Here is a 26,025-nt window from a genome sequence, read left to right on the forward strand (position 1 = left end):
CAGGTGTGGGAATGTAGGTCGCTGCCTAGTTCGGATCAATTTCTTATCTATCTCACTATTTCTTATTAGTATTATCTCTTTATTAAATAAAGTTTTTGTTATTATTGTATTTAAAAAATAAGGTTCTTTATGGACGCTGTTAATCCAAAAATACCACAAAGTTGGAAAAATGTCTTACGTGATGAGTTTTGTAAAAAATATTTTATAGATTTAAAACAATTTTTACTTGATGAAAAATTACAATATAAAATATATCCAAAAAACAGTAATCTGTTTCGAGCCTATAACTCTATGGATTTTCATGATTTAAAAGTAGTCATTCTTGGTCAAGATCCATATCATGGAGCCAATCAGGCTCACGGACTCTCTTTTTCTGTTAGGGATGGTATTTTATTTCCTCCATCACTTAAAAATATTTTTACTGAACTTGTCGATGATATCGGTTGTGCGTATCCCAAAAATGGAAATCTTTCAAAATGGGCAAAGCAGGGGGTATTGCTTTTAAATACTGTTTTAACCGTTCGAGCCGGTGAAGCTAATTCACATAGAGGTATGGGTTGGGAAAATTTTACTGATGCTACGATAAAAGCTATCAGTGATAATTTAGAAAATGTTGTTTTTATACTGTGGGGTAGGCCTGCTCAGATGAAAGAGAAGCTGATAGACAGTTCGAAGCATTTGGTCTTGAAAGCACCTCACCCATCACCACTATCTTCTTATCGAGGTTTTTTTGGTTCTAAACCATTTTCTAAAACTAATGCATATTTACAAGCTCACGCAAAAGAGCCAATTGATTGGTGTTTAAACTAGTAAATAAATTCGGCTATAACTGGTAGGTGGTCAGAATAACCTCGCCCATAGTGGCGTCTTGTTTTTCCCCACTTCATTTGCCAACGATAGATTGACTTTCCTTTGAATAGGTAAGGCTTTTGTAGAGAATGAATGGAGGCTTTTTTATAATCAAGACCTTTATTATCAAGTAAAGCTGTTGTGATTAAGATGCTGTCCATTGCTTCTTTTTTTCCTCTGTAAATATAGGAAATTCTTTTATTTTCATCTTTTTCATCGTACCAGAGATTATAAAACTCACCTTTGTTTATTTTAATCTTATCTGCTGTGTCTTGGTAGTTTATAGTGCCTAATATATGATTGATTCCTGTGATGCCATCGGTATCATTATGTTTTCTTTTGCGTTTAAAACGAATGTACTCTTCATAATCTGAGTTAAAGTCACCAAGGGCTATGATATTTTTATCAAATCCTAGTTCTTCAACCCTTTTTTTGAGTTTTTTTGCAGAGACTATACGCATACTTTCTGGTCCTGCTTTACTTTTCCAATGGTTTACTAAAACATATAAATCTTTGCCGTTGATTTTAAATTTGACCTCTAAAATATTTCTATATCTATAGGAGTATGTTACAGCTACTTCATGTGTAGTAACAAAAGGCATTTTTGATAGTATGGCTACTTTTATAGTAGTGTTTTTTAAGTTTGCTATTTTATAGTACTGATAGTAGAGTCCTGCACGTTTTAGTGTGTAACGTAGGTCTTTAAGTGCTTGAAGGGATTCTATTTCTTGGAGTCCTATAATGTCAGCATCAATATCTTGGATAACTTTAGCAATATTTTGCAGTTTAATCTTATAGGTTTTTGCATTCCAGTTTGCTTTTGTATTTGGAATGTACTCTCTGTATTCGTGTCCGTTTCTTTGTAAGTCAAAAAGATTTTCTACATTGTATGTTGCTATTTTCAAAGTTTCTCCAAAAAGTGTTGTTATCAGTAGAAACAAATAGAGAAAAAATTTCACTATTTTATTCCATTAAGGCGGAGGAGTTGTTCTGGTTTTGCTTCTCTTCCCATAAGCTCGATGTAGAGATTCTGCATGCTTTTAGCGCCTCCCAAATGCAGAATGATATCACGATATTTTTTTGCTGTTTTTGAATCAAAAGTACCTTCATCCACAACTTGATAGAAAGTATCGGCACTTAAAACTTCAGCCCATTTATAACTGTAGTATCCTGCAGCATAACCACCTGCAAAGATGTGAGCAAAACCATTTTGAAATTTATTGTAAGAAGGAGGTTTCATAAGTGCTGTTTTTTCCCTGATCGAGTCTAGAAGATTTTGAACTTCTTCACCTTGATAAAGTTTAGAATGCAGTTTAAAATCAAAGATGGAAAACTCTAATTGTCTGAGCATTCCAAGGGCTGAGAGAAAGTTTTTGCTACGCACGAGTTTTTCAATCATATCATCTGGTAGAACTTCTCCAGTTTTGTAATGTTTTGCAAAGAGTTGGAGGACTTTTGGTTCATATGCAAAGTTTTCCAAAAACTGACTTGGGTACTCGACTGCATCCCATTCTACACCATTAACACCACTGACTTCATTCTCTTTTACTTCACTGAGCAGATGATGGATAGTGTGTCCCATTTCATGAAAGAGTGTTACTACATCATCATGACGCAGAAGTGATGGTTGATTGTCACTCGAAGGTGGAAAATTACAGACAACAAATGCAGAAGCGAGTTGTTCTTCTCCTTCTATATTTGTTGCATGAGATTGCCAGTTATGCATCCATGCACCACCACGTTTGGATTCTCTTGCTTCGAGATCAAAATAGACTCTGGCTTTGAGTTTTTTGTTTTCATAGACATCATAGGCATAGGCTTTTTCATGCCAGAGTTTTACATCTACTTCTTTAAAAGTAATATCAAAAAGTCTTTCTAAAAAACAAAACATTCCATTTACGACATTTCTTTGCTCAAAGTAAGGACGGTACTCCTCTTCATCTAGTGCGTATTGTTCTTTTTTAAGGAGTTCACTGTAAAAGGCAGTATCGTGACTCTCTAATGGGTGAGATGCTATGGCCTGGAGCTTTTGGAGTTCATTTTGAGCTTGCGTGATAGAGTTGTCAAGCAAGGTCTCTAAAAATCCGAGTACACTCTTTTCATTTTTTGCCATTTTTGAAGCCAGTGAATACTGTGCATAATTTTCAAAGCCTAAGAGTTTGCTCATCTCCTCACGCAAAGCTAAAATCTCATCTATAATTTTAGCATTCTCTGGGGCACGTGAAGTATAAGCTCGGTAGAGCTCTTCTCGGATAGCTCTGTTCGGTCCGTAAGTCATGTAGGCTATGTATGATGGCATCTGGAGGGTTAGTTTATATTTGACTTGACCATCTTCATCGGTAAATTTTGCTGTTTCTTTCTCACTTTCTGGCAGACCTTCTACATCTTTTTCATCTGTTATAATGTACTCATAGGCATTTGTAGCATCAAGAAGGTTTTGTGAGAAGTTATTGCTAAGTTCACTCTTTTTGATGTTAATCTCTTGAAGGCGTGCTTTTGTTACATCATCCAAGTGCGCACCACTGAGCTCAAAGTTTTGGATGTTGAGCTCAAGGACTCTTTTTTGTTCGAAATTAAGAGAGTCTGCTTCATTTTTTTCAATCTCTTTAAATACATCGTAGAGTCTTATATCTTGTGAGAGTTTGGTGGAGTACTCTGTAATGATAGGGAGTGAATCTGTATAGACCTTTTGAGTTTGATCTGAGTTATTTACTGCGTTTAGATGTGAGAGTGGCGTGAAGAAGTGTTCGAGTTCTTCTTCCATTAGTTCGAGTGGCTTTACAAAGTTTGCGAAAGTTTTTTGTTCTTGCGTGAGGAGTGTCTCTATGGTTTTTTGATTGTCGTTTATCTTTTCTTGAAGTTCATCGATGAAAGTTTCTAAATCGCACGAAAATGGTAAAAATTTGCTCATATAATTACAGCCTTTTTTGTGTAATTATAGCATTTAAAATGTTTGTAATTTTGTGTGATGTGTAATAAGGCAAGGTTGAAACCTTGCTTCCGAAAAAGCATAATGCATTTTATTAGGAATATTAAGCAGAGGCAAAAGCCATACTGCTTAATATTGGAGTTTATATGAAATTTGTAAGTCTAACTCTCAACATTTTCTTATTTTGTAGAGAATTTGTAGTCAAGCATTGCCCAGAAGACTTGTTTGTCATTTTTGCCACCAACAGTTCCTTTTGAGTAATCAGCATATTTAAGCATACCAGTTAAACCATTGACTCCTGGGATTTTATTAACATAAACAACATCAAATTCAGAACCAAGATCATCACCTGTACCACTTCCTGTATCTAAAGTCATAGCAGTATCTGCTGAGAAGTCATGATAAACAGCCAAAAGTTTACCAAAACCTTTTGCTTTATATCCAAGACGTACATTTGCATCAATTAAACCACCAGTTGGAGTAGCTAAAAATTGATCTGCCCAACCATTAAATTTATGGTTTGTACCTAATGTACATGCGAATGCTGTTTCAGTTCCACTTGCACCACTTAAGAATTCATAGTTAACACCTGCTAAAATACCAGAAATATTTGCACCTAAATCTAGGTTATAGTATGATGCATCTGCTTTTCCTTTCTCATTATGGATTTCCATTGTTGCATCTTTTTGAACAGCATATTCTGCACGGTATGTAAGTGCTGCTGAATCAACCTTTACTTTCCCCGTTAATGCTATACCATAAGTATCATGTAGGCTTGCAATCATATAGTCATATGCTGTTATTTTTAAAGCATCATTTACTGTATAAGCAGCGTGTAAAAGTACTGTATTAGTATCATAAGTGTTTTCACCATAAAGACCATTATCGCCTGCAAGACTTTTTACCCCTTGAACGCCGTATACCCATGCAGCTAATAGTGAAAGATTGTTAATAGAATTGTTTGCAACAAACACAGAGTCATAGCTTCTCTCGAGTTGTCTCCAACCAACAGTACCAATAAATCTTTGGTTATCAAGATTTACCTGACCACGACCTGCATGAAGTAAAGTATCTCCTACTTTATAGTTAACTTCTGCATTTGAAATCATTGCTTTTTCAGGGTCTGCAACAATAGCATAATCAGTTTGACTATTTGATGTGCTGTTATATGTATTTGAACCAAAATCATTGACTGAAATAATACCAACAGAAGCAGAAAGTCCATCAACACCTAGTAGCTTACCTGTCACTTTTAATTTTGTTCTTGCAGTATATGCATTTGCATTTTTAGTTGCTGGATTATTATCATCAACCATTTCAAATCTAGGACGGATTTGACCATCTAGTACTAAATCATCTAAGATATTGATACCGTCTGCAGCACTTACACTGCTAAAAGAACCCATAATTGCTGTTAAAGCAACAGCTGACATTGTAATTTTTTTCATTTTATTCCTTCTCTTCTTTGTAATAAGGCAGAAGCCTATTATAATGTTAAGCTTAAAAAATTAAGCTAGACTACTTTTCAAAGGCCCTGACAAAATTATACCACATTTGTGAAGTATAAATTTGACATATATCAATTATTTTGAGTACTTATAGTGATATCATTGTACCGTTAATGGACACCTTAACAACAGTTCAAAATTTATCTAATAGGAGAAAATATGTCACTTTCAAGAAGAGAATTTCTTAAAAGTTCAGCGGCAGCATCGGCAGCAGCGGCTATCGGTATGAGTGTACCGGCAGAGCTAGAAGCAAATGCAAGCACAGCTGAAAGTAATTGGAGATGGGATAAAGCGGCTTGTCGTTTCTGTGGTACTGGTTGTGGGATTATGCTCGCAACTACCGGCGATGGAAAAGATAGAAAAATCGTAGCAGTAAAAGGGGACCCGGCAGCTCCGGTTAATCGTGGTCTTAACTGTATTAAAGGTTATTTTAATGCGAAGATTATGTATGGTGCTGACAGACTCACGCAACCACTACTTCGTGTAAATGAAAAGGGTGAATTTGACAAGAAGGGGAAATTTGCTCCTATATCTTGGAAAAGAGCTTATGATGAGATGGAAAAACACATCAGAATCGCACTTAAAGAGAAAGGTCCTGAAGGTGTAGCAGTATTTGCATCTGGTCAATATACTATTATGGAAGGGTATGCTGCTCAGAAAATGATGAAAGGTGGATTCAGATCAAATGCCATTGATCCAAATGCTCGTCATTGTATGGCATCTGCGGTTGTTGGTTTTTATCAAACATTTGGTATAGATGAGCCATCTGGTTGTTATGATGATATCGAGCTTACAGATACAATCGTAACTTGGGGTTCAAATATGGCAGAGATGCACCCGATTTTATGGTCTCGTGTAACTGATAGAAAATTATCAGATCCAGATCGTGTAAAGGTTGTAAATATTCAGACATATACACACAGAACATGTGACCTTGGTGATTTTAACATCATCTTTAGACCAAATACTGACCTCGCTTTATGGAACTACCTTGCTCGTGAGATTGTTTACAATCATCCTGAAGCAATTGATTGGGATTTCATCAAGAAAAATATCATTTTTGCGGCTGGTCCCGTAAATATCGGATATGGTTTCAGACGTGCCGGTGAAAAATCTTTCAAAGACGGTAAATACACTGAGCTTGAGATGGAAACATACAAGAAAGAGATGAGTAAAGTTGTTTCTGATTTAGAAGGTCCTGCATTAGAACCGTATGGTTATAAAGCTGGTGATGTAATGAAAAACACTCCAGGAACACTCAAGCACTGGGAAATCTCTTTTGAAGAGTACAAAAAATCTTTAGCTCCTTATACACTAGACTATACTGCAAAACTTTGTAAAGGTGATCCAGAAGAGTCTCTTGATAGCTTTAAGAAAAAACTGCAAGATTTAGCAGCGCTTTACATTGAAAAAGATAGAAAAGTTGTAAGTTTCTGGACTATGGGTATGAATCAGCATACACGTGGTACTTGGGATAATACACTTTCATATAATGTTCACTTTATGCTTAACAAACAAGCGAAACCAGGTTCTGGAGCATTCTCTTTAACTGGTCAGCCTTCAGCTTGTGGTACTGCTCGTGAAGTTGGTACATTCTGTCACCGTTTACCGGCTGATATGATGGTTAAGAATCCTAAACACAGAGCTATTACAGAAAAAGGATGGCATATTCCTGCTGGAACACTCAACCCTGTTGGTAATCAGCACATTATGAAAATCCACCGTGATATTGAAGATGGTGTTGTTAAGTTTGCATGGGTAAATGTATGTAATGCGTACCAAGATTCTGCAAATGCAAAACACTGGGTAAAAGCTGCTCGTGAGATGGATAACTTCATCGTCACATCTGATGGATATCCAGGAATCTCTGCAATGGTATCTGACCTTATCTTACCATCTGCGATGATTTATGAAAAATGGGGTGCTTACGGAAATGCTGAGAGACGTTCACAACACTGGAGACAGCAAGTTCTTCCTGTAGGTGAAGCAATGTCTGATACTTGGCAGTGGGTTGAGCTTTCAAAACGCTTTACTGTAGATGATCTATGGGGTGCGTATACTCTTAGAAATGGTAAAAAACTTCCAGATGTTCGTCAAGAAGCATATAAAATGGGTTATAAACCAGATACAACTATGTTTGAGATCCTTTATGCTAATGACAGAGCGAAAAAATATAAAATTGATTTAGATTCTTTCCCTCAAAAAGGGTATGATAACTCTGAATGTATTGGTGATGAGAGAAATGTAGTAGGAACTGATGGTAAAGTGTTCAAAGGTTATGGTTTCATGATTCATCAATACCTCTGGGAAGAGTATGCTTCCTTTGGTCGTGGTCACGGTCATGACTTGGCAGACTTTGTTACATATCATAAAGTTCGTGGACTTAAATGGCCAGTTGTTAATGGTAAAGAGACTGCATGGAGATTTAATGTTAAGTTTGACCCATATGCAGCAAAACATGCAAAAGAGAATGGTAGAGGCAGTGAGTTTGCATTCTATGGTCCACTTGCAAAAGCATTACCATCAGGTAACTTGACTGGTGTACAAGATAAAAAGAAAAAACCATTGACTGATAAAGCGAAAATCTTTGCTCGTCCGTACATGGATCCACCAGAAATGCCAGATGAAAATTATGACTTGTGGTTATGTACAGGTCGTGTACTTGAACACTGGCACTCAGGAACAATGACTATGCGTGTGCCTGAACTGTATCGTGCGGTTCCAGAGGCATTGGTTTACATGAACCCTAAAGCCGCTGAAGAGAGAGGACTCAAAGATAATGATCTTTGTTGGGTTGAATCTCGTCGTGGTAGAGTAAGAGCTCGTGTTGAGACTCGTGGACGTAACAGACCTCCAAAACCATTAGTATTCGTACCTTGGTTTGATGAGCGTGTGTTTATCAATAAAGTTACGCTTGACCAAACGTGTCCAATGTCGAAACAGACAGACTTTAAAAAATGTGCTGTAAAAATTTATAAAGCATAATTTTAAAAAAAGGAAGTGTTATTTTGAGTAACCATTCAGAAGCAAAAAAGCCTCTTAGCGATAGAAGAAAATTTATCTTGAATATGGCAAGAGGTGTCGGCTATGCAGCAATAGGTGGAATGGTATGGAGCGCATATCTTGATGAAGCGAAAGCTTCACCACTTATACTGCGTCCGCCTGCAGCTATAAAAGAGAATGATTTTTTAAAAACATGTATCAAGTGTGGTTTGTGTGTTGAAGCGTGTCCGTACGACACACTGAAACTTGCAAAACCAGGTGATCATATGCCGATTGGAACACCGTTTTTTACACCGAGGGACATCCCTTGTTATATGTGTGAAGATATTCCGTGTGTCCCGGTTTGTCCAAGTGGTGCACTCGATGAGCCGAGTGTAACGGTTGATGGTCATCTTGATATCAATGTAGCTGATATGGGGCTTGCAGTTATTGATGAAAATAGCTGTATTGCTTTTTGGGGAATTCAATGTGATGCTTGTTACAGAGCGTGTCCAATATTAGGTCAGGCGATAACTGTTGAATATTCTAAAAATGAAAGAACCGGTAAACATGCATTCTTAAAACCGGTAGTTCATGCAGATGCATGTACAGGGTGTGGAATGTGTGAGAAAGCCTGTGTAACGGAAAAACCTGCGATTTTTATTCTGCCGCGTGAGGTAGCGATGGGGAAAGCCGGAAGCCATTACATAAAAGGCTGGGATAAAAAGGATGAAGCGAGACTCAAAGATGCTCACGCAATCCGAACAACAACAAATATAAGTAGAAAAAAAGCTGTAGACAAGCTCAATGCAGGATTTGAAGGTTTATTAGATGAGTAAGATATGGAACCATTACAGATATCTAATACTAAGAAGATTTACACAGATTGGGATTTTAGTTCTCTTTTTTGGTGCAAATGCCTGGGGATGGAAGATTTTACAAGGAAATCTTTCAACGTCTGAAATCTTTGGAATCATTCCGATGAGTGATCCATTTGCAGTGATGCAGATGGTAGCAACTGGTGTAATTGTTGCAACAGATTTATTGCTGGGTGTAGCAGTTGTAACACTTTTTTACTTCCTTATTGGAGGGCGTGCGTTTTGTTCTTGGGTTTGTCCTGTGAATATGGTTACAGACAGTGCAAACTATTTGCGAAGAGTGTTTGATATTGACAGAGCACAGCTGCAAAAACAGCCAATAAGCAGAAATGTAAGATATTGGGTGTTAGGGCTTAGCTTGGTTATCTCAGCACTGATGGGGATTGCAGCTTTTGAGTTCATTTCACCAATCTCGATGCTACATCGTGGTATCATTTTTGGAATAGGATTTGGATGGGCAGCAGTGCTTATCATCTTTGTATTTGATTTGTTGGTTTTGAAAAACGGTTGGTGTGGTCATATTTGTCCTCTTGGCGGTTTTTATTCAATTTTAGGAAAGTTTAGTTTTATTAGAGTACATCACATTGAAGAGAATTGTACTCTTTGTATGAAGTGTAAAGTAGTTTGTCCTGAAAAACAGGTGCTTCACATGATAGGTAAAGAGTCGATTCCTGTACTTTCAGGTGAGTGCACAAACTGTGCACGATGTATTGAAGTATGTGATGATGATGCTTTAAGATTCTCAATAAGAGATTTTATTCAAAATAAAAAAACGGGAGAGTAAAATGAAAATTTTAACAAAAATTACGATAGGTCTAGCTGCTTCAGCTCTACTTCTTGTTGGATGTAATGCTGCAAACACAGAAGCAAAAGCTGAAAAAAGTGTTGTTAAACCAACAATTACTGAGGCTAATTTAGGGTACAGAGGAACAAATGACCTTTTAAAAGAGGATGTTATTCCGCCAAAAGTTGAGTATCATTCAGCTGCACCTGGAACATCGAAAAAGTTTCCAAGAGCTTTCCAAGATGCTCCACCAATGATTCCACATGACACGACAGGTATGTTACCGATTACTAAAGACAATAATCAGTGTGTATCATGTCATATGCCAGATATGGCTTCATCTATGGGTGCAACGCCGATTCCAATTTCTCACTTTACAAACTTCAGACCAAAAACTGCAGTTAAGGGTGATAAAATTCTTAAAAATGGTAAGAATCTAAAAAATACATCAAATGAGGATATGGCGGATATTTCTATTAAGGTTGATAAAGATCAAAAATTGTATGCAGGTAGATTTAACTGTTCACAGTGTCATGCTCCACAAGCTACAAACAATCTTGTAGATGAGAGTCACTTTACTCCAGTTTATACATCTCCTGATGGTGCTTCAAAATCATCTTGGGATCAGTCTAAATGGATGCAGCATATCGATACTGCTAAGTAGTAGATAATATGGAAAGAAGAGAGCTTTTTAGCTTTCTTTCTTCCTCTGTAAAAGAGGCAGTAAGAGAGACAAAAGAGAAAGATGTTGTTTTAAGGCCTCCATACTACAAAGATGCCGATGCTTTTGCCACAGAGTGTCAAAACTGCGAAGGGGAATGTGCCTCTTTGTGTCAAGAGCAAATAATTGTAATAACAGAAGACAAAACACCAAGATTGGATTTGAGTGTACGTGGATGTACCTACTGTGATGAGTGTGCGCTTGTCTGCCCGAGTGATGTGCTTTTGGTTGAGGATAAACAGTATATTGAGGCAAGTATTGTCATTAATCAATCGAAGTGTTTGAGTTGGCAGGGGGTCATGTGTTTTTCCTGTAAAGACCCATGTCTTGATAATGCCATTGACTTTAAGGCGATGTTTATGCCTGAAATAAATGAAAAATGTACAAGTTGCGGTTTTTGTATAGGACGTTGTCCTGCAGATGCCATTGATATTTTAAAGGTGAGTTAATATGAAATATATATTTTTAGTTTTGATTTTTTTTACAAGTTTGTTTGGGAAAAATCTTATAGAACCTCAATATACATATAAACTCTCTTCTGGTCTTGCGACAGATGTATTGTATGTAAAAAAGATACTTTATGTTGCAACAGATGATGGCAAAGTAGAGATTTTTGATACCAAAAGTAAAAAAGAGACAAAAAAGATAAATCTGAAGAAGATTAAAGATTTTATGGGAGATGATGTCAACTCAAAAATATTTTCTCTTGATATGATAGATAAAACACTTTTAATTCTTTCACAAGACAGTGGAGGGTATAGTCGAATACATCTTTATAAGGACAATAAGCTGGAACTTGTCGTCTCTAAAGATGATATGCTCAATATCATTAAAGCAAAGTTTATTGACAGTGAAAATATCTTAATGGCACTGATCAGTAATGATATCATCTCTTATAATATAAAGAGTAAGAAGAAGAACTGGGTGACACAGGCATCTATGTCAAAATTTTCCAGTTTTGCACTCAATAACGACAGAAGTATGGTGGTGATTGCAGATGAGAGTGGAGATGTTCATGTGCTTTCTACAAAAGATGGAAAAAACACTAAAACACTCAGTGGGCAAAATGTTGATAATATCTTCTCAATAGACTTTAAAGGCGATATGATTCTAACCGGAGGCCAGGACAGACGAGCAGGTATTTACAATGTAAAGACCGGAAGCGGGTACTATAAAGCTTCGAAGTTTTTTGTTTATGGAGTTGGTCTGAGCCCTAGTGGTCTCATTGGTGCATACAGTAGTGATATGAACAATAATGTTACACTTTTTCAGACAAGTACGAGAGAACCGATAGGGAAATTTGCATCAGACAAGATGATAGTCAATGGTATTTATTTCATTAATGAAAAAGAGTTTTTTATCAACAGTAGCTCTAACAGTGTTCGGTATTTTAAGATAAAGTAAGCAGGAGGTATGTTATGATGGAATTTAATGAGAGTGAATTTTTAATTGAGACAGAAGTACCAGAGCATGAACTTATCATCTCACGTACAGATTTGTCTGGGAATATTACCTATGCAAATGAAACTTTTTGTGAGATAAGTGGTTATCATGAGAGTGAACTAATTGGCAAGCCACACAGTATCGTACGACATCCTGATATGCCAAGTGCTGCTTTTAAAGATTTGTGGAGTACCATTCAAGCTGGAAAACAGTGGATAGGTATTGTTAAAAATATGCGAAAAGATAAAGGTTTTTACTGGGTTGAAGCGATAGTTTCAGGAGTATATAAAAATGGTGAATTGGTGGAGTATAAATCACTCCGAACACCGATTTCTTATGAAACTAAGCTAAAATATCAAAGATTGTATGATAAAATGCGTGCTGAGAGTAATGAAAAAATAAGAAAAGTAATTTACGAATAAAAAGGACAGAATAATGAATATATCAAGTATTGTAGTACAGACACTACCGAAGTTTTTAGATGAAGTTGTTGAAAGTTTGAAGAACTGTGAAGTATGTGACTACCATCTTCATGATGAAAAGGGGCGTATCATTATTACCATCGAGGGTGAAGATGTCAGTGAAGAACTTAGTAAACTCAAAGTTATTGAAGCGATTCCTCACGTTATTGCTGCGGATATGCAGATGGCATACTCTGAAGATGAACTTGATGCAAACATTAAAGTAATTAACGAATCAGATGCTGTACCAAATTTACTTAAAAATGAAGATGTCGAGATTGACAGAGTGACATACCACGGAGACTTAAAGAAAAAAGATGATGAACTTATCGATTTTGCTAAGAGTTTAAGTAATCCTGACGGAGTTGAATAATGGCTGTTGTGTTTACTTCCACAATAAAACTTGATGATTCTGATAAGTGGTTTATAGAGCTCAAAGATGTAACAGACCCTGATGATGAGCGTGTTGAGGTCTGTTTCGATCTAGATGAGTATGAGACAAAGATCGAAGAGATGGGTGCTGATTATGGGGGACATATTGATGAGGTTAAATGGCTCAAAGATGATAATGTTCCACCGTTCGTACTTGATGAGATTCGTTTGAAAATGGCAGAGCAACGTGCAAAAATTGAAGAGGAGTTAGGTGAGCCTATCACTCCTGTTGCAGAGAAAAAAGAGGAGTAGCTTTTTAGGCTACACTCATTTGTTTTTATCTGTCTACTATTTGAGTAGGAGATAGATAAGAATAAAGTTGACAAAAGTCATGATTATAAAAGCGCGTTTGTAAAAAACAAGCGGTGACTTTTCAATAAGTGGTGCATCTTTAATAAAGTATGGTTTTACTTTTTCAGGGTGTGTCAGCTCATAATGCATCTCTGAGTAGTGGGAGTATCGCTGCTCTTTATCAATAGCAATTGAACGCATAATGACACTATCAAGCCAGTCAGGAATATTTTTATTAAAAGAACTTGGCTTTTTTGCCTCTTTAAAAGATGGATTTTGAAAAGGTTCTATCTCTCCGTATGGATATTTCCCTGTAAGTGCTACATAGAGTGTGACACCAATGGCAAAGATTTCAGTTGTCTCACTGATAGCTTCACCTAAAAAACGTTCAGGCGCTAAAAAACTAGGTGTTCCTGCTTTGGAATCAGTTGAAAAAATTTCTGTAATACTTCCAAAATCAATGATTTTAAACTCCAGATTCTCATCATCATTTTTTGCAATCATGATATTTGGTGGTTTAATATCACCGTGAAGTAGATCATACTTGAGTAAGAACTGTGACATCTTTAAAAGAGTTGCTGCAAGCTCTACGCTGTCATCAATTGTGAGTTGTTTATGCGTGAGGTAGTGGTCAAGGTCTTCACCTTTAAAGAGCTGCATAACATAGTAACGCATCGTACGTGTTTTTGGAATGACTGCTTTTGGAAAGAAGTCAGCTTTTAGCCGTTTTGCATTCCATGCCTCTTTTACAAAAAGGTCCAGTATTGATTCATCATCTATCGCTTCATAGGGTGCAAACTTGAGTACATAATCTTTTGTTTTTTTATGGACAAGCCATGTACGCTCATTTTGAATGAGTGGTTTGATAAGCTCATAACCATCAATAACTTGTCCTTTTTTCAATGTTTGGGGAATTGCAAGTTTTTGACGTCTGAGTGTTGCATATTCATCAGCTTTGAGAATCTCAATGACAACAGCTGTTGTGTCATCAGGAAGATTGTCTTTTTCTTTTGTACTTGCTTTTTTTACAAGTGTGTGTGCATTTCCGAGTTTGATGTTTTTTGTGAGTTCTTTTTCATCCAAAACATTATAGAGACCGTCACTGCAGAGGAGGATCTTGTCATCTTTTTGGACAATGTTCTCAAAATAGTAAGGTTCTACTTCAGGTACTATTCCTATAGCCTGCGTGAGGACATTTTCATAGCCTTCTTCATCCATCGCATGGTCATATGAGAGTTGGTTGAGTTTGTTATCTCGATAAAGATAGACTCTGCTATCTCCAACATTTGCACCATAGAGGCGATTGCCCTGGATAACAACGATAGTTAAGGTGGTGACTAGTTCAGGAGATTCATAATTTACTTGAGACTCTTGATAAAGGATAGCGTTTATAGACTCTATAAAGGATTTGATTGATTTTTCTATCTCCCAGGATTTTGGACGGATTTTAAAGTTGTTCATGAGGTGCTGTGTTGTACGTTTCGCAGCAGCAGCACCTTCGAGTGCACTGCCAACACCATCACAAACAATGGCAACTGTCAAGTCACCAATAGTTTTGACATCATAAAAATCATCTCCAGTAAGCTCTTTACGTTTAGCAAGTGAAAAACCGGAAAATTTAAGAGTATTTGATGTCATGTAATGTGTCCTTTTTAAATTCTACCACCCGCTGCAACACCCCAAGTTGTTCTCCATCTTGTTTTTACAAGTGAGATACCGATGATAGCTACTAAAACAATTCCTGCAAATATCATAAAACCGGCACTATACCCATCAAATGCAGCTTTTGACCAACCAAGTGTTTTGACAAGGATTGTACCACCGATACCACCAGCAGCACCAATAAGTCCTGTCATTATACCAATATCTTTACCAAATCTCTGAGGTACAAGTTGAAAAACTGCACCATTTGCCATGCCAAGTGACGCCATGATGAAAAACAGTACGGCAATCGCTACCCAAAAAGGAAGAGCAACAAGGGAATTGACAAGTGCTAAAACAGATACTACACCAAAGAAGATATAGAGTGATTTTACACCACCCATTTTATCAGCAACAGCACCACCGACAGGACGTAAAACAGCTCCTGCAAAGATTGTCAGTGCTCCAAAGTATCCCGCAATGACTTTTACGTTTGGTTCCTTGAAAACATCTAGTCCAAAAGCAGACATATCTACCTGATAGGTATTCATCAAGTAAACTTTCATATAGTTGGCAAAACCGACAAATCCACCAAAACTAACTGCATAAAAAAGTCCAAACCACCATGTGTCTTTATCACGTAGAAGTTTTAGATAATCAGCTACTTTCTTAGGACGTGCTACATAGACTTCTTTAGGAGCATCTTTTGCCATAAAAAGGTATGTAACAAAGATAAGAGTAGAGAGAAGACCACCTACTAAAAATACTGCCTGCCATCCCCAAATCTCTGCAATTTTTGGTGCAAAAAGAAAGTCGATTACGACTCCGATGTTCCCAGCCCCTGCAATTCCAAGAACAACACCTTGGAGTTTCGGCGGATACCACTGACCAGCCTGTGGAAGGGCAACTGCAAATGAAGCCCCTGCAAAACCAAGACCAAGAGCCACAACTAAAAGTTCGTTATATGTGATAGATTCACCTCTGAAAAATGCGTAAAAAAGTACTGAGATAACAACACCCTGAGCCATAAGAGCTGTCTTTTTAGGTCCAAATTTATCAACACCGAATCCGAGTAAGATACGAAGCAGTGCACCTGCTAAGATTGGAATTGAAAGTAGTGTCGCTTTTTGTGATGGAGTCATTAAGAATCCACTGGCTGCATGTAATGATTCTGCTATTTCAGTTGAAAGTGGTCCGAGCATTGTCCAAACCATAAAACTAAAATCAAAATACAAAAAAGCTGCAAAAAGCGTTTTTGCGTCACCTTGTCCTTTAAGGGCTTTAAATCCTGCCATAAAAATCTCTCCTAGTTAATTGATGCTGCAATTATAATATATAAGAGCTCTTTTGCGTGTGTATGTATGGTTAAAAAATATACAGTTTGAAAATAGTGTATGATTAATAATTGCTCAATATATGCAAAACATATGTATATTTATTGATATATATCAAGGTTAATATTTAAGCGTTTTTATAAAATTCTACAAAATTTGAAGGAGAAAGAAGATGACGTTTACAAACTCGGCCCAATTACTTGCGTTTCACTGGGTTGCATACTCGATCTATGCGGCAATGATTATTTCTATTGTTGCATGGTTTGGATATAACCTGACAAGAAAAGATGCAAAATCGGTCTTTCGTATACCGTTTTACTGGTATATGGCATTTTTAGTTGCTGGTGGTGTAGGACACCATATCTTTACATACAACACAATTCCATGGGTATCTGAAGATATAGACAGACATAACATCAAACCTGATGCAGTATACAATATAGAGGTAAAAAACCATAAATGGAAGCTTCCAACGAAACAGATAGTGATTCAGTGTGAGGAAAGAGTTCTTTTTAATGTTAAAAGTCATGATTTGACATATGGATTTGGACTTTTTCGTCAGGATGGTTCTATGGTAATGCAGATGCAGGTAAATCCGGGAACACCGAATGATATTCTTTGGACATTCAATCATAATGGTGTCTTTAATATGACTTCAACAGAGTATTCCGGTCCGCATCAATACAGTGAAGATGGAGAGGATTTGATGGAAGTGAAAAACTTTGTAAAAGTAACAGGCTGTAAAGAGGGAGGATTGAAAAAATGAGTTTTACAAAAAACCTTATAGAAGGTACGAATTTTGATCACAAAAGTCTCAATGCTTTACAAAAAGTGACGCTTCGATCAGTTGTGATGAGCTTTTTGTTTTATGGGCTTGTTGCTTTAGAGGGTATGATAATGAGGATGGTTGAGGTTGGACGGGTTCCTGGTAATCCTGTTCCTGAACAGTTCTTTCATCCTGATCATTTCTTCTCAATTATGACAGTACACCCAATCGTTGGGATCTTTGGTTCGACATATCAACTTGTGTTTGGTGCTTTTTTATTTTTGGTACCTTATCTTACTAAAAAACCGCTCTACAGTGTAAAACTTGCAAACTGGACATGGTTACTAATTACACTTGGGACTGCGCTTGCCTGGATGGCTGCATTTGTATGGCAATATGCACCGCTTTATACGCTTTACTGGCCGCTTCCGGCAGATACTTCGCAGTTTAGTGCCATTGGTGGGGTTGTCTTTATCATTGGTGTGGCACTCATTATGTTTGGTACATTTGGATTTATCTATAATATCTATGCAACGATCTTTGCCCGCGTAGGTGTACATAAAGATAAAACAATGAAAGAGTTACTAATCTCTGGTTTTGGTATTGACGGACTGTTAAATTTGATGAATAAGCTCAGAGGCAAGCCACCATATACAAAAGAGCCCGCACTTGCACTTCCTGTTGTGGCTATCTTTCGTGGTACGGTTGATACATTCTTAGATGCTGTGGTTATTTTAGGTGCAGGTATCTTGGTCCTTGTCTTTTTACTCGCAGATCTTAGTGGAGCTTCATGGGATGTCTCGGCAATTGATGCCCTGCTTTATAAGAACTTTTTTTGGTGGGGGCTTGATCTTGTTGCTGATGGGCTTGTACTTATCTATGTTGCAGGTTCATGGTATCTTTTAGCTACACTTATCACCGGGCAAAAGCTCTTTATGGAAAATGTTGCGCGTGCGGCACTGATGCTTGAACTTCTTGTCTCTTGGATGGTTTGGTCGCATCACCTTCTTGGTGACCAAGGTCAACCTGAAATGATGAAATTGATTTCCGGTGAGATGGTAACGGCATTTGAACTGCTCACGCAGGGACTTGCGCTTTTCATTACGCTTGTAACACTCTGGAAGGCACGTCCACTGAAAATGACAATGGAGTTAAAGTATCTTCTTGGCGGACTCATTGGGTTTGGTCTGGCTGTACCTGCTGCTATCATTCAAGCAGATATGGGGATGAACAGAGTACTGCATAATACACAGTGGATTATTGGAGCGCATGTGCATATTGCACTGATTGTTGGTCTTTATATGACACTCTATTCTGCTGTTTATGTACTGTGGCCGATTGTGACAAACAACACAAAGCTCTACTCGCATAAGCTCTCGAATACACACTACTGGTTACACCTCATAGGTGGTATCGGGATGGGTGCATTTATGGGTATGGCCGGACTAGACGGAATGCTTCGTCGTCACCTCTATGTTGACGGACAGTTCAATCCAGACATGATATTTGCGGCTATTTGTGGAAGTATGCTATTAATTGCATGGTTTGTATTCTTATATAACATTGTTATGAGTGTTGGTATCAAAGGGTTAATCGGAATCTTTTTACCTGCAGAAGATAAAACTGCTTCTTATGGTATAGAAGATGAGATAGAACCAGCAGATGACCCTGCATTTGCAAATTAGAAAAAAAGAGTCTGGAAATACTCCAGACTCAAAACAAGGAAATCAAAGTTGATAAACTTACAACGAGTTGCTAAAGAGATAAAAACAGTAGGTCTTTATGATTTGGTACTGCAAGATGTTCAGCGATTCTGGAAGAAAAATCGTGTCAGTGAAGATGAGATACATGAGGCGATGCAAAAGCGTCCTGAAATCTTAAATGATTATATGCAGACAACTGTTGAGTATAATCTGAGCAATATTCATATAAGAGACATTAAGACAGATGATTTAAAAGATGAGTGCAAGTCCAAAGCAAAGCAGGTGAATGAAAATTTAGCTTCGTTGCGTGAGCTTGAAAAATATACACTTGATTTTGAACAGAGTGCTACACTTGTCATCATCTTTTCAATCGAATTTTTTGTTCTTTTCTCTGTGCAGTATTTCATAGTGCTTCTCAACCTAAAAGATTGGCAGTGGTGGATTTATGGTCTTTTTGCTTCTTCTGTAGCACTAGCGTATTGGTATGGGAAGAAGCAGAGCAGACTTTATGCAACAAATAAAAAGATATATGATGAAAAATATTTGCAAACCAAAGCATTACTGGAGGATTTGCAAGAGCAAGGGTGCATCAAAAAAGAGGACTTGATGATAGAAGAGTGTGATGAACATGTCTAAGAAGATAAAGTTAGCATATACCTGGGATAAAGAGACTTTCTTACAGGCAAGCAAAGCCATTTATGACTTTAATATGAAACACTCTCCAAAGAGATTTTTAGGGTGGTTTTTTATAGCACTTACACAGTTCGGTGTTGTTGGAGCACTCAAAAAAGATGTTTATGGACTGTTGATTATCTCAACTTTGCTTGTGATTTACTGGTACGCTTTGCGTTGGCCACTGCGTAAAAATATGCTGCTTCGTGGATTTATGGCTTCTGATATAAAAAATCATAAGTTTAGCATTGAGATAGATGAGAATAACTTGAAAATTGATGGAAGTTTTATAGAGTGGCGAGAGATTTTAGAAGTTATCTCTTTATGTGATGGTTATCTACTATATAAAGGGGACTCCTTTCTCTTTTTTCCAAAAAGTACATTTAAATCTACAGAAGATAGAGAAAAGTTTATTGTACTGGTAAAGAAAAAAGAGATATTTTATAAAAAGGAGTGTTAATGGCATATCTGTTTATGGGAATAATTGTCCTTTTTTTAGCTGGAATCATTATTGTTGGTATGACAATGGACAAAGAAGACTTAGCGGAATAAAATAGCATTTGCTTATTTTTTATCCACTGTTTTAGAGTGAGGAGTCTTATATCTGTGTATAATATGCCTAATATTAAACCCAAATTATGTAATAGAGATTTCTAAAATTTGGGTTAAAGCAAACAGAGGCAAGAGATGAGCAAGACACCCTTAGAGAGTTTTATAGATCACAAAGCAGATACAGGAATGCAGTGTGGTTCATACTCCATTGATGTTCCACCGCTTAAAGAAGGAGAACAGTACCGTTTTCACTTTGATGCAGTGAAGTGTGTTGGTTGTCGCTGTTGTGAAGTTGCCTGTAACGAACAAAATAACAATCCTGCAGATATAAAATGGCGTCGTGTCGGTGAGATGGAAGGTGGGGACTTTCCGGTTTTTACTCAGATGCTCAACTCCATGTCCTGTAATCATTGTATAGACCCGGAGTGTATGAAAGGGTGTCCTACAAACTCATATATCAAACTTGATAACGGAATTGTTTTTCATGATGATGATGTCTGTATAGGGTGTCAGTACTGTACATGGAACTGTCCCTATCAGGTACCTGTTTTTCATGAAGAGAGAAATATCGTCACCAAGTGTCATATGTGTCATGAGAGGCTTGATGAGGGGCAGAGTCCTGCATGTGTTCAAGCCTGTCCTGCAGGGGCTATAGAGATAGAAGTGGTCAATGTTGAAGAGTGGTTAAATCGTGACATAGATGAAGAGGCAAATATGCCGTTTTTACCGGATGCCCGCATCACAAACTCAACAACTCGCTACACACTTCCTGATAACCTACCTGAAAATATGAAAGAGATGGATGAGCATATATTAAAACCTGCTCATAAAGAGATACCGCTTGTCTTTATGACAGTGCTTACACAGATATCTTTAGGTGGTTTCTTTGCCCTCTTTTTGGGTGATGTGATGAGCCTTTTTGGATTTGAGAGTACAAACTGGATCATGGCTCTGCTGGTTATGCTTCCGGCTGCCATTGGTCTACCACTCTCTGCACTGCACCTTGGTCGTCCGTTTTTGGCTCTTACTGCGATGAAGAACATCAAAACTTCTTGGCTCTCACGTGAGGCATTGGCTCTTGGCGTCTTTACTGGGTTGATGTCTGGTGTTGTGGCACTTTATTTCTTTGATGTTTCACAGTTCTTAAGACTCTTGATAGAAGCTCTTACACTTGCTGTAGGCGTGTATGGAATCTATGCACAGAGTATGATTTACCGTATAAAAGCGCGTCCGTCATGGAATCGTATAACGACGAACTATAAGTTTTTCGGAGTAGCTTATATCGGTGCATTTTTACTTGCATTTATCAGTAGTTTATCGAGTGTGCAAGAGGCAATTATTCCACTTACAACGATGGGAATGCTTGGTGCACTTGCACAGCTCTTCTTCTCTTATGAAGATATACGTACACTAGATGCCAAAGAGAATGCGTACCAACTGCAACGTACAAAGCGACTACTTAATGAAAATTTTTCGAATGTGAAGAAGATACGTTTTGTAACACTTCTATTAGGAGGTGTGCTGCTCCCACTTTTAGCACTTGTTTTTGTCAGTGGTGCATCTATGATGATGGCCTCTGTGATTTTAGGGCTAACGCTACTTGTGAGTTTTGCAAGTGAGATAGCGGACAGATTTCTTTTTTATACGACAGTTGTACCACTTGGTATGGCTGGTGGATTTTTCGTAGGAAAGCAGAGATAAGTTCTAGAGTCTGCTTTTTTTAGAGATAAGTGCTTTGACAAGGGCACTTTTGATGGAGTTGTAAGCTTCTTCATTTTGTTTGAGGATTTTTTTCTCACGCTGGAGTTTTCTACTTAGTGTGTCAAGCTCTTTTTGCAGGGCTACATACTCAGAGAGTCCTTTTTGTTTTACAACTTTTTGCAGTATCTCTTCTTTTTTCTCTTTAATCTGTTTGAGTTTTTCTTGTTCTTTTAGAATCTCCTCTCTTACTACTTTTTTCTTCTCATCATCTTTTGTGATGTCGAGTTTGTCATTTAAAATATTTATGGAGCGGGTAGTATGTTCTATCTCGATCTCCAGACTTGCCTTTTCACTCTGTAACAGCTCATTGTTTTTAACAGGAGAGAGTCCGTTGACATAAAATTTTTGAACTCTTTTTTGAAAATCATTTTTCTCTTTTTTGAGTTCAATTATGGATGTTTTAGCCTTTGTATAGATCTTTACAATACTGAGCATTGAGGGAACTGTCCATCGAAGGCCATTGTCTGCTTCGATGTGAGGGACTTTATATTTGACACCTTTTACAACCAAAATATCTTGAGAGTAGTAGTTGAGAAAATCCATCATATAACGATTGGAGATAGCGATCTCATCTAAGATGAGTTCAGAGATAAAAGAGAAGACCTCTTTAAAGTGGATACGAAAAATATAACCGGCAAAACCGAGAAAAAATTCATCTTCATCATCATAGATTTTGGCAAGTTTCTCTAGGGTGATTGCATGGATGTACGAGAAAACATTTCTCTCAAACTCATCATTGGAAATTTTTTTGACGATAAAATATTTATGAACAAACTCTTTGGCAACTTCGAAGAAGAAGGTTTTGTTCTCTTCTTCTTCGAAAAATTCATCATAAAAAGATTGCAGCTCCTCTTCTTTGATACCGTTATAGCGATTTTTGACTGTGTTTTTATCTTTTTCTGCGACCTGTTTCCGGACTGTTTCATCAATGATTTTGATAAAAAGATTACCTTTCTTACTGATAACGACAGCATTTTGTGTCAGCTCAAATGCGGCGCGGATATATGCTTTTATAAGATCTTTTTGTGCATCTTCTGTAATGGGAATATTTTTAAATAAGAAATCAGTTATGCGAGATACCAGAGTACTTTTGAGTAAAATCTGGTTCTCTTTGCCTTTATAATCATAAAGTATTTCATCTTCATAATTTTCAATTATCTCTACTAAAGCATCTAAAATCTGTTCATCTATATCTATTTGTCTGTGCATAAGATTATTTTATCGAAAAATTTATTTTTATTGCTTAATTTTTGAACTCTTTTGTAGAGAGGCATCTTCTATTTTATGATATTATTGAGTAATAATTTGATAAAGAGTATTTCATGATAAGCAAGATAAAAGATTTTTTAGGTTTTGACATAAAAGAGGATAAGTTTAAACTCTCCAGTGATGAAGTTTTCGGTATGATCGCTGATGAACGAAAACCTGATAAATGGGTTTTTTCTACTTGTGGATACTGTGGAGTAGGATGTGGACTCTACATTGGCGTCAAAGATGGTAAAGCGGTCTATACAAAAGGAAATCCCAAACACTTTGTCAATCAGGGAACACTCTGTCCAAAGGGTCTCTCAGAACATCAAATGATAAACTCTCCACACAGAATAGCAACGCCACTTATCAGAAAAAACGGTACGTTGCAAAGTGCAACTTGGGATGAAGCATTCAGTAAAGTAAGTTCTGAGTTCAAACGCATTCAAAAAACCTATGGAAACAAAGCTGTTGCAGTTATTGGAACAGGACAATTTTTAACAGAGGAGTTTTATACACTTGGAAAGTTTGTACAACTAGGTCTTCGTACAAATAATTATGACGGTAACACAACACTTTGTATGGCCTCAGCTGTTATGGGTTATAAACAATCACTTGGAAGTGACGGACCTGTAGGGAGTTATGAGGATTTTGAAAAAGCAGATACTATCTTTTTAATCGGTGCAAATATCGCAGATAACCATCCAATTTTGACTTTGCATATCAACAAAAATAAGCGTGAGAAGAAAAAAGTCATCGTCATTGATCCACGTGCTTCAAAAACTTCACAGATGGCAGATGTTTATGTTCCAATCAAGCCGCGTACAGATTTGGCCCTATTTAATGGTCTTGCTTACATCATCTTAGAGCAAGGCTGGGAGAATGAAGGCTATATCAAAGCAAATACGACAGGTATCAAAGAGCTTCGTAAGCATCTTCAGGATTACCCACCACAAGAGGTAGCAAATATTACTGGCATCGATGTAAAGACTCTTTATGAGCTTGCACGTGAGTTTGTCTCTCAAGAGAGAGTACTAAGTGCTTGGACCATGGGAGTCAATCAATCCTTTATGGGAACTGATACTGTAAGTGCCATCATCAATCTGCATCTCTTAACAGGGCATATCGGTCGTGAAGGTGCCGGACCATTTTCCATCACAGGACAGTGTAATGCGATGGGTACACGTGAGACAGGTTTTACATCTTCTTTGCCGGGCTATAGAAACTACGGTGATGAAAAAGCACTCAAAGAATATGCAAGCATTGTGAATGTTCCAGAAGAGATCATCCCACGTGAGCGTGGGTATAAATATGCTGAGATTATCGATGCGATAGACAGAGGTGAGATAAAAGCACTTTGGATTACAGCAACCAATCCGCTTGTGAGCTTTGTAAATCAGGAAAAACTGCGTAAAACTTTGGCAAAACTTGATATTTTAGTCGTTCAGGATGCATTTTTAGGTGATACTGCACAGATTGCAGATGTAGTATTTGCAGCAGCAACATGGGGTGAAAAAGAGGGAGTCTATACAAACTCGGAGCGTCGTTGTAACAAAGCCAACAAGGCAGTAGAGCCGTATGGTGAGAGTAAGAGTGACTTTGATATCATTCTAGAGTTCTCAAAATATTTCGAAGGTGTCAATGAGATGCTCTTTAATGGTTGGAGTGAGCCACGTGATGCTTTTGAAGAGTGGAGAAAGGTCTCAAAAGGACAGCTGTGTGATTATAGTGGTATCACTTATGAGTTACTAGAAGAGCATGGCGGGATTCAGTGGCCGTGTAATGAGCAGTTTCCACTTGGATCAAAACGTCTCTATACGAAAGATATACCATTTAGAACGCCGGACCAAAAAGCAAAACTGCTTCCTTTAGAGTGGCATCCGATGGCAGAGCCGGTAAGTCCTGAGTTTCCAGTGATACTCAATACCGGTCGTACAGTTGAGCAGTGGCATACACGCACAAAAACGAGAGCAATTGATATCTTGGATAACCTAGCACCAGAAGCATGGGTAGATATAAGCCCAAATGATGCGAAAAAACTCAAGGTAAAATCAGGTGATAGAATGAGTCTCAGTTCTCCTCGTGGTCGTGTGGATGATGTAGTAGTGCGTGTGACAGGAAGTGTAAGACCGGGAACGGTTTTTGTACCGTTTCACTTTAACGAACAGCTTGTCAATGCCCTTACAAATGAGAGCTTCTGTCCAAAGTCCGGTGAGCCAAACTTTAAACAGACTGCCATTCAACTTCACTCTAAAGCAGTGCCAGAGGGACTAACACTTGAAGAACAAGAGGTGAGCGGAGCGATAGCACATCATAAAGTTGTTTATGAGGGTGTGGCGCATAAGGTTAGAGAGAAGGAAGAAGAGGCTTATTAAGGATTGACTCTAGCCAATAAATGACCGCTAGTGTATTTATTGGCTATGAAGTCTTATTAGATAAAAAAGAATTGATATATAATATTTGCAATTACAGAACATATAATAGAAATAGCAATTAGTGTTAATGAAAAATATTCTAGTTTATTTTTGCTATCAATAAAATTTTGTAATTCTTTTTCTGCTCTTTTAGTAATTAGTATAAAACTGCTTGTTTCGTAATATCTTATAATTTGCCTTGTATATATTGCGATTCCTAATATTGAACCAATAATAAGAAAAATAATACTACTCTTTTTATTTATTAAACTAGGTGTGTTATCTTTTTGTGTTTTTAAAAAATTAGCTAATTCATTATTGATTTTTTGTGAACTAAAATTATTTAAGCTTAAATTGCTATCAACATTATTATTAACTAAATATGATGCTAACAATGCTTCTTGTGCCTTATCTTCTTTAATTCCAATATTAATAATTTTAGATATAGATTTTCCTCGAATATCTCTTTTAGATTCAAGGCTCTCTATTAAGAATAAACTATAAATAGTTGTCATTAATAGTAGTAATGTCAAAAAAGTATTTTTGTTCATTGTTTGTCTTATTTTTTTTGCAATTGTTAATTTTTTTGGTGGATCAATAATTAATGTTTTTATATGACGCCCATTCAACCAATAAATGCAATTTCCACCTCTTAA

23 protein-coding genes are annotated in these 26,025 nt (G+C 37.2%); 16 read left to right on the top strand and 7 right to left on the bottom strand.

What is annotated here, in order from left to right; translation table 11 throughout:
* Window positions 1-129: 129 nt before the first annotated feature.
* Window positions 130-810 (top strand): uracil-DNA glycosylase, encoded by a 681-nt coding sequence (locus ES948_RS10045; RefSeq protein WP_152184815.1) that lies wholly within the window; start codon window positions 130-132, stop codon window positions 808-810.
* On the opposite strand, the gene ES948_RS10050 is transcribed toward ES948_RS10045, so the two are convergent.
* From ES948_RS10050 to ES948_RS10060, 3 genes are all read right to left on the bottom strand, one after another.
* Window positions 807-1,754, bottom strand: coding sequence for an endonuclease/exonuclease/phosphatase family protein (locus ES948_RS10050; RefSeq protein ID WP_246153867.1), 948 nt, complete (start codon window positions 1,752-1,754; stop codon window positions 807-809). The genes ES948_RS10045 and ES948_RS10050 overlap by 4 nt on opposite strands.
* Before the next feature lie 53 nt (window positions 1,755-1,807).
* The gene (locus ES948_RS10055; protein WP_152184817.1) at window positions 1,808-3,760 is read right to left on the bottom strand and encodes a M3 family metallopeptidase; all 1,953 of its coding nucleotides are present in this window, start codon (window positions 3,758-3,760) and stop codon (window positions 1,808-1,810) included.
* A gap of 197 nt (window positions 3,761-3,957) precedes the next feature.
* Window positions 3,958-5,226, bottom strand: coding sequence for a hypothetical protein (locus tag ES948_RS10060; RefSeq protein WP_152184818.1), 1,269 nt, complete (start codon window positions 5,224-5,226; stop codon window positions 3,958-3,960).
* Window positions 5,227-5,445: 219 nt separating this feature from the next.
* Here ES948_RS10060 and napA point away from each other — a divergent pair, with 219 nt between their 5' ends.
* The 9 genes from napA to ES948_RS10105 are packed head-to-tail and all read left to right on the top strand — an operon-like array spanning window position 5,446 to window position 13,239.
* Window positions 5,446-8,271, top strand: coding sequence for a nitrate reductase catalytic subunit NapA (napA, locus tag ES948_RS10065; RefSeq protein WP_152184819.1), 2,826 nt, complete (start codon window positions 5,446-5,448; stop codon window positions 8,269-8,271).
* A gap of 23 nt (window positions 8,272-8,294) precedes the next feature.
* Window positions 8,295-9,107 carry a ferredoxin-type protein NapG gene (gene napG / locus ES948_RS10070; RefSeq protein ID WP_281346809.1) on the top strand — a complete coding sequence of 271 codons (813 nt, stop codon included), beginning with the start codon at window positions 8,295-8,297 and terminating at the stop codon, window positions 9,105-9,107.
* On the top strand, window positions 9,100-9,930 hold the full coding sequence (gene napH / locus ES948_RS10075) for a quinol dehydrogenase ferredoxin subunit NapH (protein WP_152184821.1): 831 nt from the start codon (window positions 9,100-9,102) through the stop codon (window positions 9,928-9,930). The genes napG and napH overlap by 8 nt, the downstream gene beginning before the upstream one ends.
* 1 nt (window position 9,931) lies before the next feature.
* Entirely contained in the window at window positions 9,932-10,594 is a 663-nt protein-coding gene (locus ES948_RS10080; RefSeq protein WP_152184822.1) for a nitrate reductase cytochrome c-type subunit, read from the top strand.
* Window positions 10,595-10,602: 8 nt separating this feature from the next.
* The gene (locus ES948_RS10085; protein ID WP_152184823.1) at window positions 10,603-11,100 is read left to right on the top strand and encodes a ferredoxin-type protein NapF; all 498 of its coding nucleotides are present in this window, start codon (window positions 10,603-10,605) and stop codon (window positions 11,098-11,100) included.
* Between the two features lies 1 nt (window position 11,101).
* Window positions 11,102-12,055 carry a WD40 repeat domain-containing protein gene (locus ES948_RS10090; protein WP_152184824.1) on the top strand — a complete coding sequence of 318 codons (954 nt, stop codon included), beginning with the start codon at window positions 11,102-11,104 and terminating at the stop codon, window positions 12,053-12,055.
* 17 nt (window positions 12,056-12,072) lie between these two features.
* The gene (locus ES948_RS10095; RefSeq protein WP_152184836.1) at window positions 12,073-12,516 is read left to right on the top strand and encodes a PAS domain-containing protein; all 444 of its coding nucleotides are present in this window, start codon (window positions 12,073-12,075) and stop codon (window positions 12,514-12,516) included.
* 13 nt (window positions 12,517-12,529) lie between these two features.
* Entirely contained in the window at window positions 12,530-12,928 is a 399-nt protein-coding gene (locus tag ES948_RS10100) for a chaperone NapD (RefSeq protein WP_152184825.1), read from the top strand.
* A complete protein-coding gene (locus ES948_RS10105) occupies window positions 12,928-13,239 on the top strand; it encodes a hypothetical protein (RefSeq protein WP_152184826.1) in 312 nt (103 codons plus the stop codon). Before ES948_RS10100 ends, ES948_RS10105 begins: the two co-directional genes overlap by 1 nt.
* 36 nt (window positions 13,240-13,275) lie before the next feature.
* Here the strand turns inward: ES948_RS10105 and ES948_RS10110 are convergent, their stop codons facing one another.
* Together ES948_RS10110 and ES948_RS10115 are read right to left on the bottom strand one after the other, a co-directional pair.
* Entirely contained in the window at window positions 13,276-14,916 is a 1,641-nt protein-coding gene (locus ES948_RS10110; protein ID WP_152184827.1) for a bifunctional protein-serine/threonine kinase/phosphatase, read from the bottom strand.
* Between the two features lie 14 nt (window positions 14,917-14,930).
* Window positions 14,931-16,214: an MFS transporter gene (locus tag ES948_RS10115; RefSeq protein WP_152184828.1), complete on the bottom strand. Its 1,284-nt coding sequence runs from the start codon at window positions 16,212-16,214 to the stop codon at window positions 14,931-14,933.
* A gap of 211 nt (window positions 16,215-16,425) precedes the next feature.
* Between ES948_RS10115 and ES948_RS10120 the strand changes: the two genes are divergently transcribed.
* From ES948_RS10120 to ES948_RS10140, 5 genes are all read left to right on the top strand, one after another.
* Window positions 16,426-17,019, top strand: a complete 594-nt coding sequence (locus ES948_RS10120; protein WP_152184829.1) for a cupredoxin domain-containing protein — start codon at window positions 16,426-16,428, stop codon at window positions 17,017-17,019.
* The gene (locus ES948_RS10125) at window positions 17,016-18,704 is read left to right on the top strand and encodes a cbb3-type cytochrome c oxidase subunit I (protein WP_152184830.1); all 1,689 of its coding nucleotides are present in this window, start codon (window positions 17,016-17,018) and stop codon (window positions 18,702-18,704) included. The genes ES948_RS10120 and ES948_RS10125 overlap by 4 nt, the downstream gene beginning before the upstream one ends.
* A gap of 48 nt (window positions 18,705-18,752) precedes the next feature.
* A complete protein-coding gene (locus tag ES948_RS10130; RefSeq protein ID WP_152184831.1) occupies window positions 18,753-19,358 on the top strand; it encodes an SND2/TMEM208 family protein in 606 nt (201 codons plus the stop codon).
* Entirely contained in the window at window positions 19,351-19,854 is a 504-nt protein-coding gene (locus ES948_RS10135) for a YcxB family protein (protein ID WP_152184832.1), read from the top strand. The genes ES948_RS10130 and ES948_RS10135 overlap by 8 nt, the downstream gene beginning before the upstream one ends.
* 227 nt (window positions 19,855-20,081) lie before the next feature.
* Window positions 20,082-21,647 carry a DmsC/YnfH family molybdoenzyme membrane anchor subunit gene (locus tag ES948_RS10140; protein WP_152184833.1) on the top strand — a complete coding sequence of 522 codons (1,566 nt, stop codon included), beginning with the start codon at window positions 20,082-20,084 and terminating at the stop codon, window positions 21,645-21,647.
* A 3-nt stretch (window positions 21,648-21,650) separates the two neighbouring features.
* Here ES948_RS10140 and ES948_RS10145 read toward each other — a convergent pair whose 3' ends face one another.
* Entirely contained in the window at window positions 21,651-22,916 is a 1,266-nt protein-coding gene (locus ES948_RS10145; protein WP_152184834.1) for a coiled-coil domain-containing protein, read from the bottom strand.
* 113 nt (window positions 22,917-23,029) lie between these two features.
* Between ES948_RS10145 and ES948_RS10150 the strand changes: the two genes are divergently transcribed.
* Window positions 23,030-25,330 carry a molybdopterin oxidoreductase family protein gene (locus ES948_RS10150; RefSeq protein ID WP_152184835.1) on the top strand — a complete coding sequence of 767 codons (2,301 nt, stop codon included), beginning with the start codon at window positions 23,030-23,032 and terminating at the stop codon, window positions 25,328-25,330.
* 56 nt (window positions 25,331-25,386) lie between these two features.
* On the opposite strand, the gene ES948_RS10910 is transcribed toward ES948_RS10150, so the two are convergent.
* Window positions 25,387-26,025 (bottom strand): hypothetical protein (locus ES948_RS10910; RefSeq protein ID WP_188109506.1); only part of this gene is annotated, 639 nt, incomplete at its 5' end.

The sequence above is a fragment of the Sulfurimonas indica genome (genome assembly GCF_009192995.1).
Taxonomy (GTDB): Bacteria; Campylobacterota; Campylobacteria; order Campylobacterales; family Sulfurimonadaceae; genus Sulfurimonas; species Sulfurimonas indica.

Bases quoted from the DNA above. Each gene is read 5' to 3' on its own strand.
- ES948_RS10045 (WP_152184815.1), top strand. From the start codon at position 130: ATGGACGCTGTTAATCCAAAAATACCACAAAGTTGGAAAAATGTCTTA.
- ES948_RS10055 (WP_152184817.1), bottom strand. From the start codon at position 3,760: ATGAGCAAATTTTTACCATTTTCGTGCGATTTAGAAACTTTCATCGAT.
- ES948_RS10060 (WP_152184818.1), bottom strand. From the start codon at position 5,226: ATGAAAAAAATTACAATGTCAGCTGTTGCTTTAACAGCAATTATGGGT.
- napA (WP_152184819.1), top strand. From the start codon at position 5,446: ATGTCACTTTCAAGAAGAGAATTTCTTAAAAGTTCAGCGGCAGCATCG.
- napH (WP_152184821.1), top strand. From the start codon at position 9,100: ATGAGTAAGATATGGAACCATTACAGATATCTAATACTAAGAAGATTT.
- ES948_RS10080 (WP_152184822.1), top strand. From the start codon at position 9,932: ATGAAAATTTTAACAAAAATTACGATAGGTCTAGCTGCTTCAGCTCTA.
- ES948_RS10085 (WP_152184823.1), top strand. From the start codon at position 10,603: ATGGAAAGAAGAGAGCTTTTTAGCTTTCTTTCTTCCTCTGTAAAAGAG.
- ES948_RS10090 (WP_152184824.1), top strand. From the start codon at position 11,102: ATGAAATATATATTTTTAGTTTTGATTTTTTTTACAAGTTTGTTTGGG.
- ES948_RS10095 (WP_152184836.1), top strand. From the start codon at position 12,073: ATGGAATTTAATGAGAGTGAATTTTTAATTGAGACAGAAGTACCAGAG.
- ES948_RS10100 (WP_152184825.1), top strand. From the start codon at position 12,530: ATGAATATATCAAGTATTGTAGTACAGACACTACCGAAGTTTTTAGAT.
- ES948_RS10105 (WP_152184826.1), top strand. From the start codon at position 12,928: ATGGCTGTTGTGTTTACTTCCACAATAAAACTTGATGATTCTGATAAG.
- ES948_RS10110 (WP_152184827.1), bottom strand. From the start codon at position 14,916: ATGACATCAAATACTCTTAAATTTTCCGGTTTTTCACTTGCTAAACGT.
- ES948_RS10115 (WP_152184828.1), bottom strand. From the start codon at position 16,214: ATGGCAGGATTTAAAGCCCTTAAAGGACAAGGTGACGCAAAAACGCTT.
- ES948_RS10120 (WP_152184829.1), top strand. From the start codon at position 16,426: ATGACGTTTACAAACTCGGCCCAATTACTTGCGTTTCACTGGGTTGCA.
- ES948_RS10125 (WP_152184830.1), top strand. From the start codon at position 17,016: ATGAGTTTTACAAAAAACCTTATAGAAGGTACGAATTTTGATCACAAA.
- ES948_RS10135 (WP_152184832.1), top strand. From the start codon at position 19,351: ATGTCTAAGAAGATAAAGTTAGCATATACCTGGGATAAAGAGACTTTC.
- ES948_RS10140 (WP_152184833.1), top strand. From the start codon at position 20,082: ATGAGCAAGACACCCTTAGAGAGTTTTATAGATCACAAAGCAGATACA.
- ES948_RS10145 (WP_152184834.1), bottom strand. From the start codon at position 22,916: ATGCACAGACAAATAGATATAGATGAACAGATTTTAGATGCTTTAGTA.
- ES948_RS10150 (WP_152184835.1), top strand. From the start codon at position 23,030: ATGATAAGCAAGATAAAAGATTTTTTAGGTTTTGACATAAAAGAGGAT.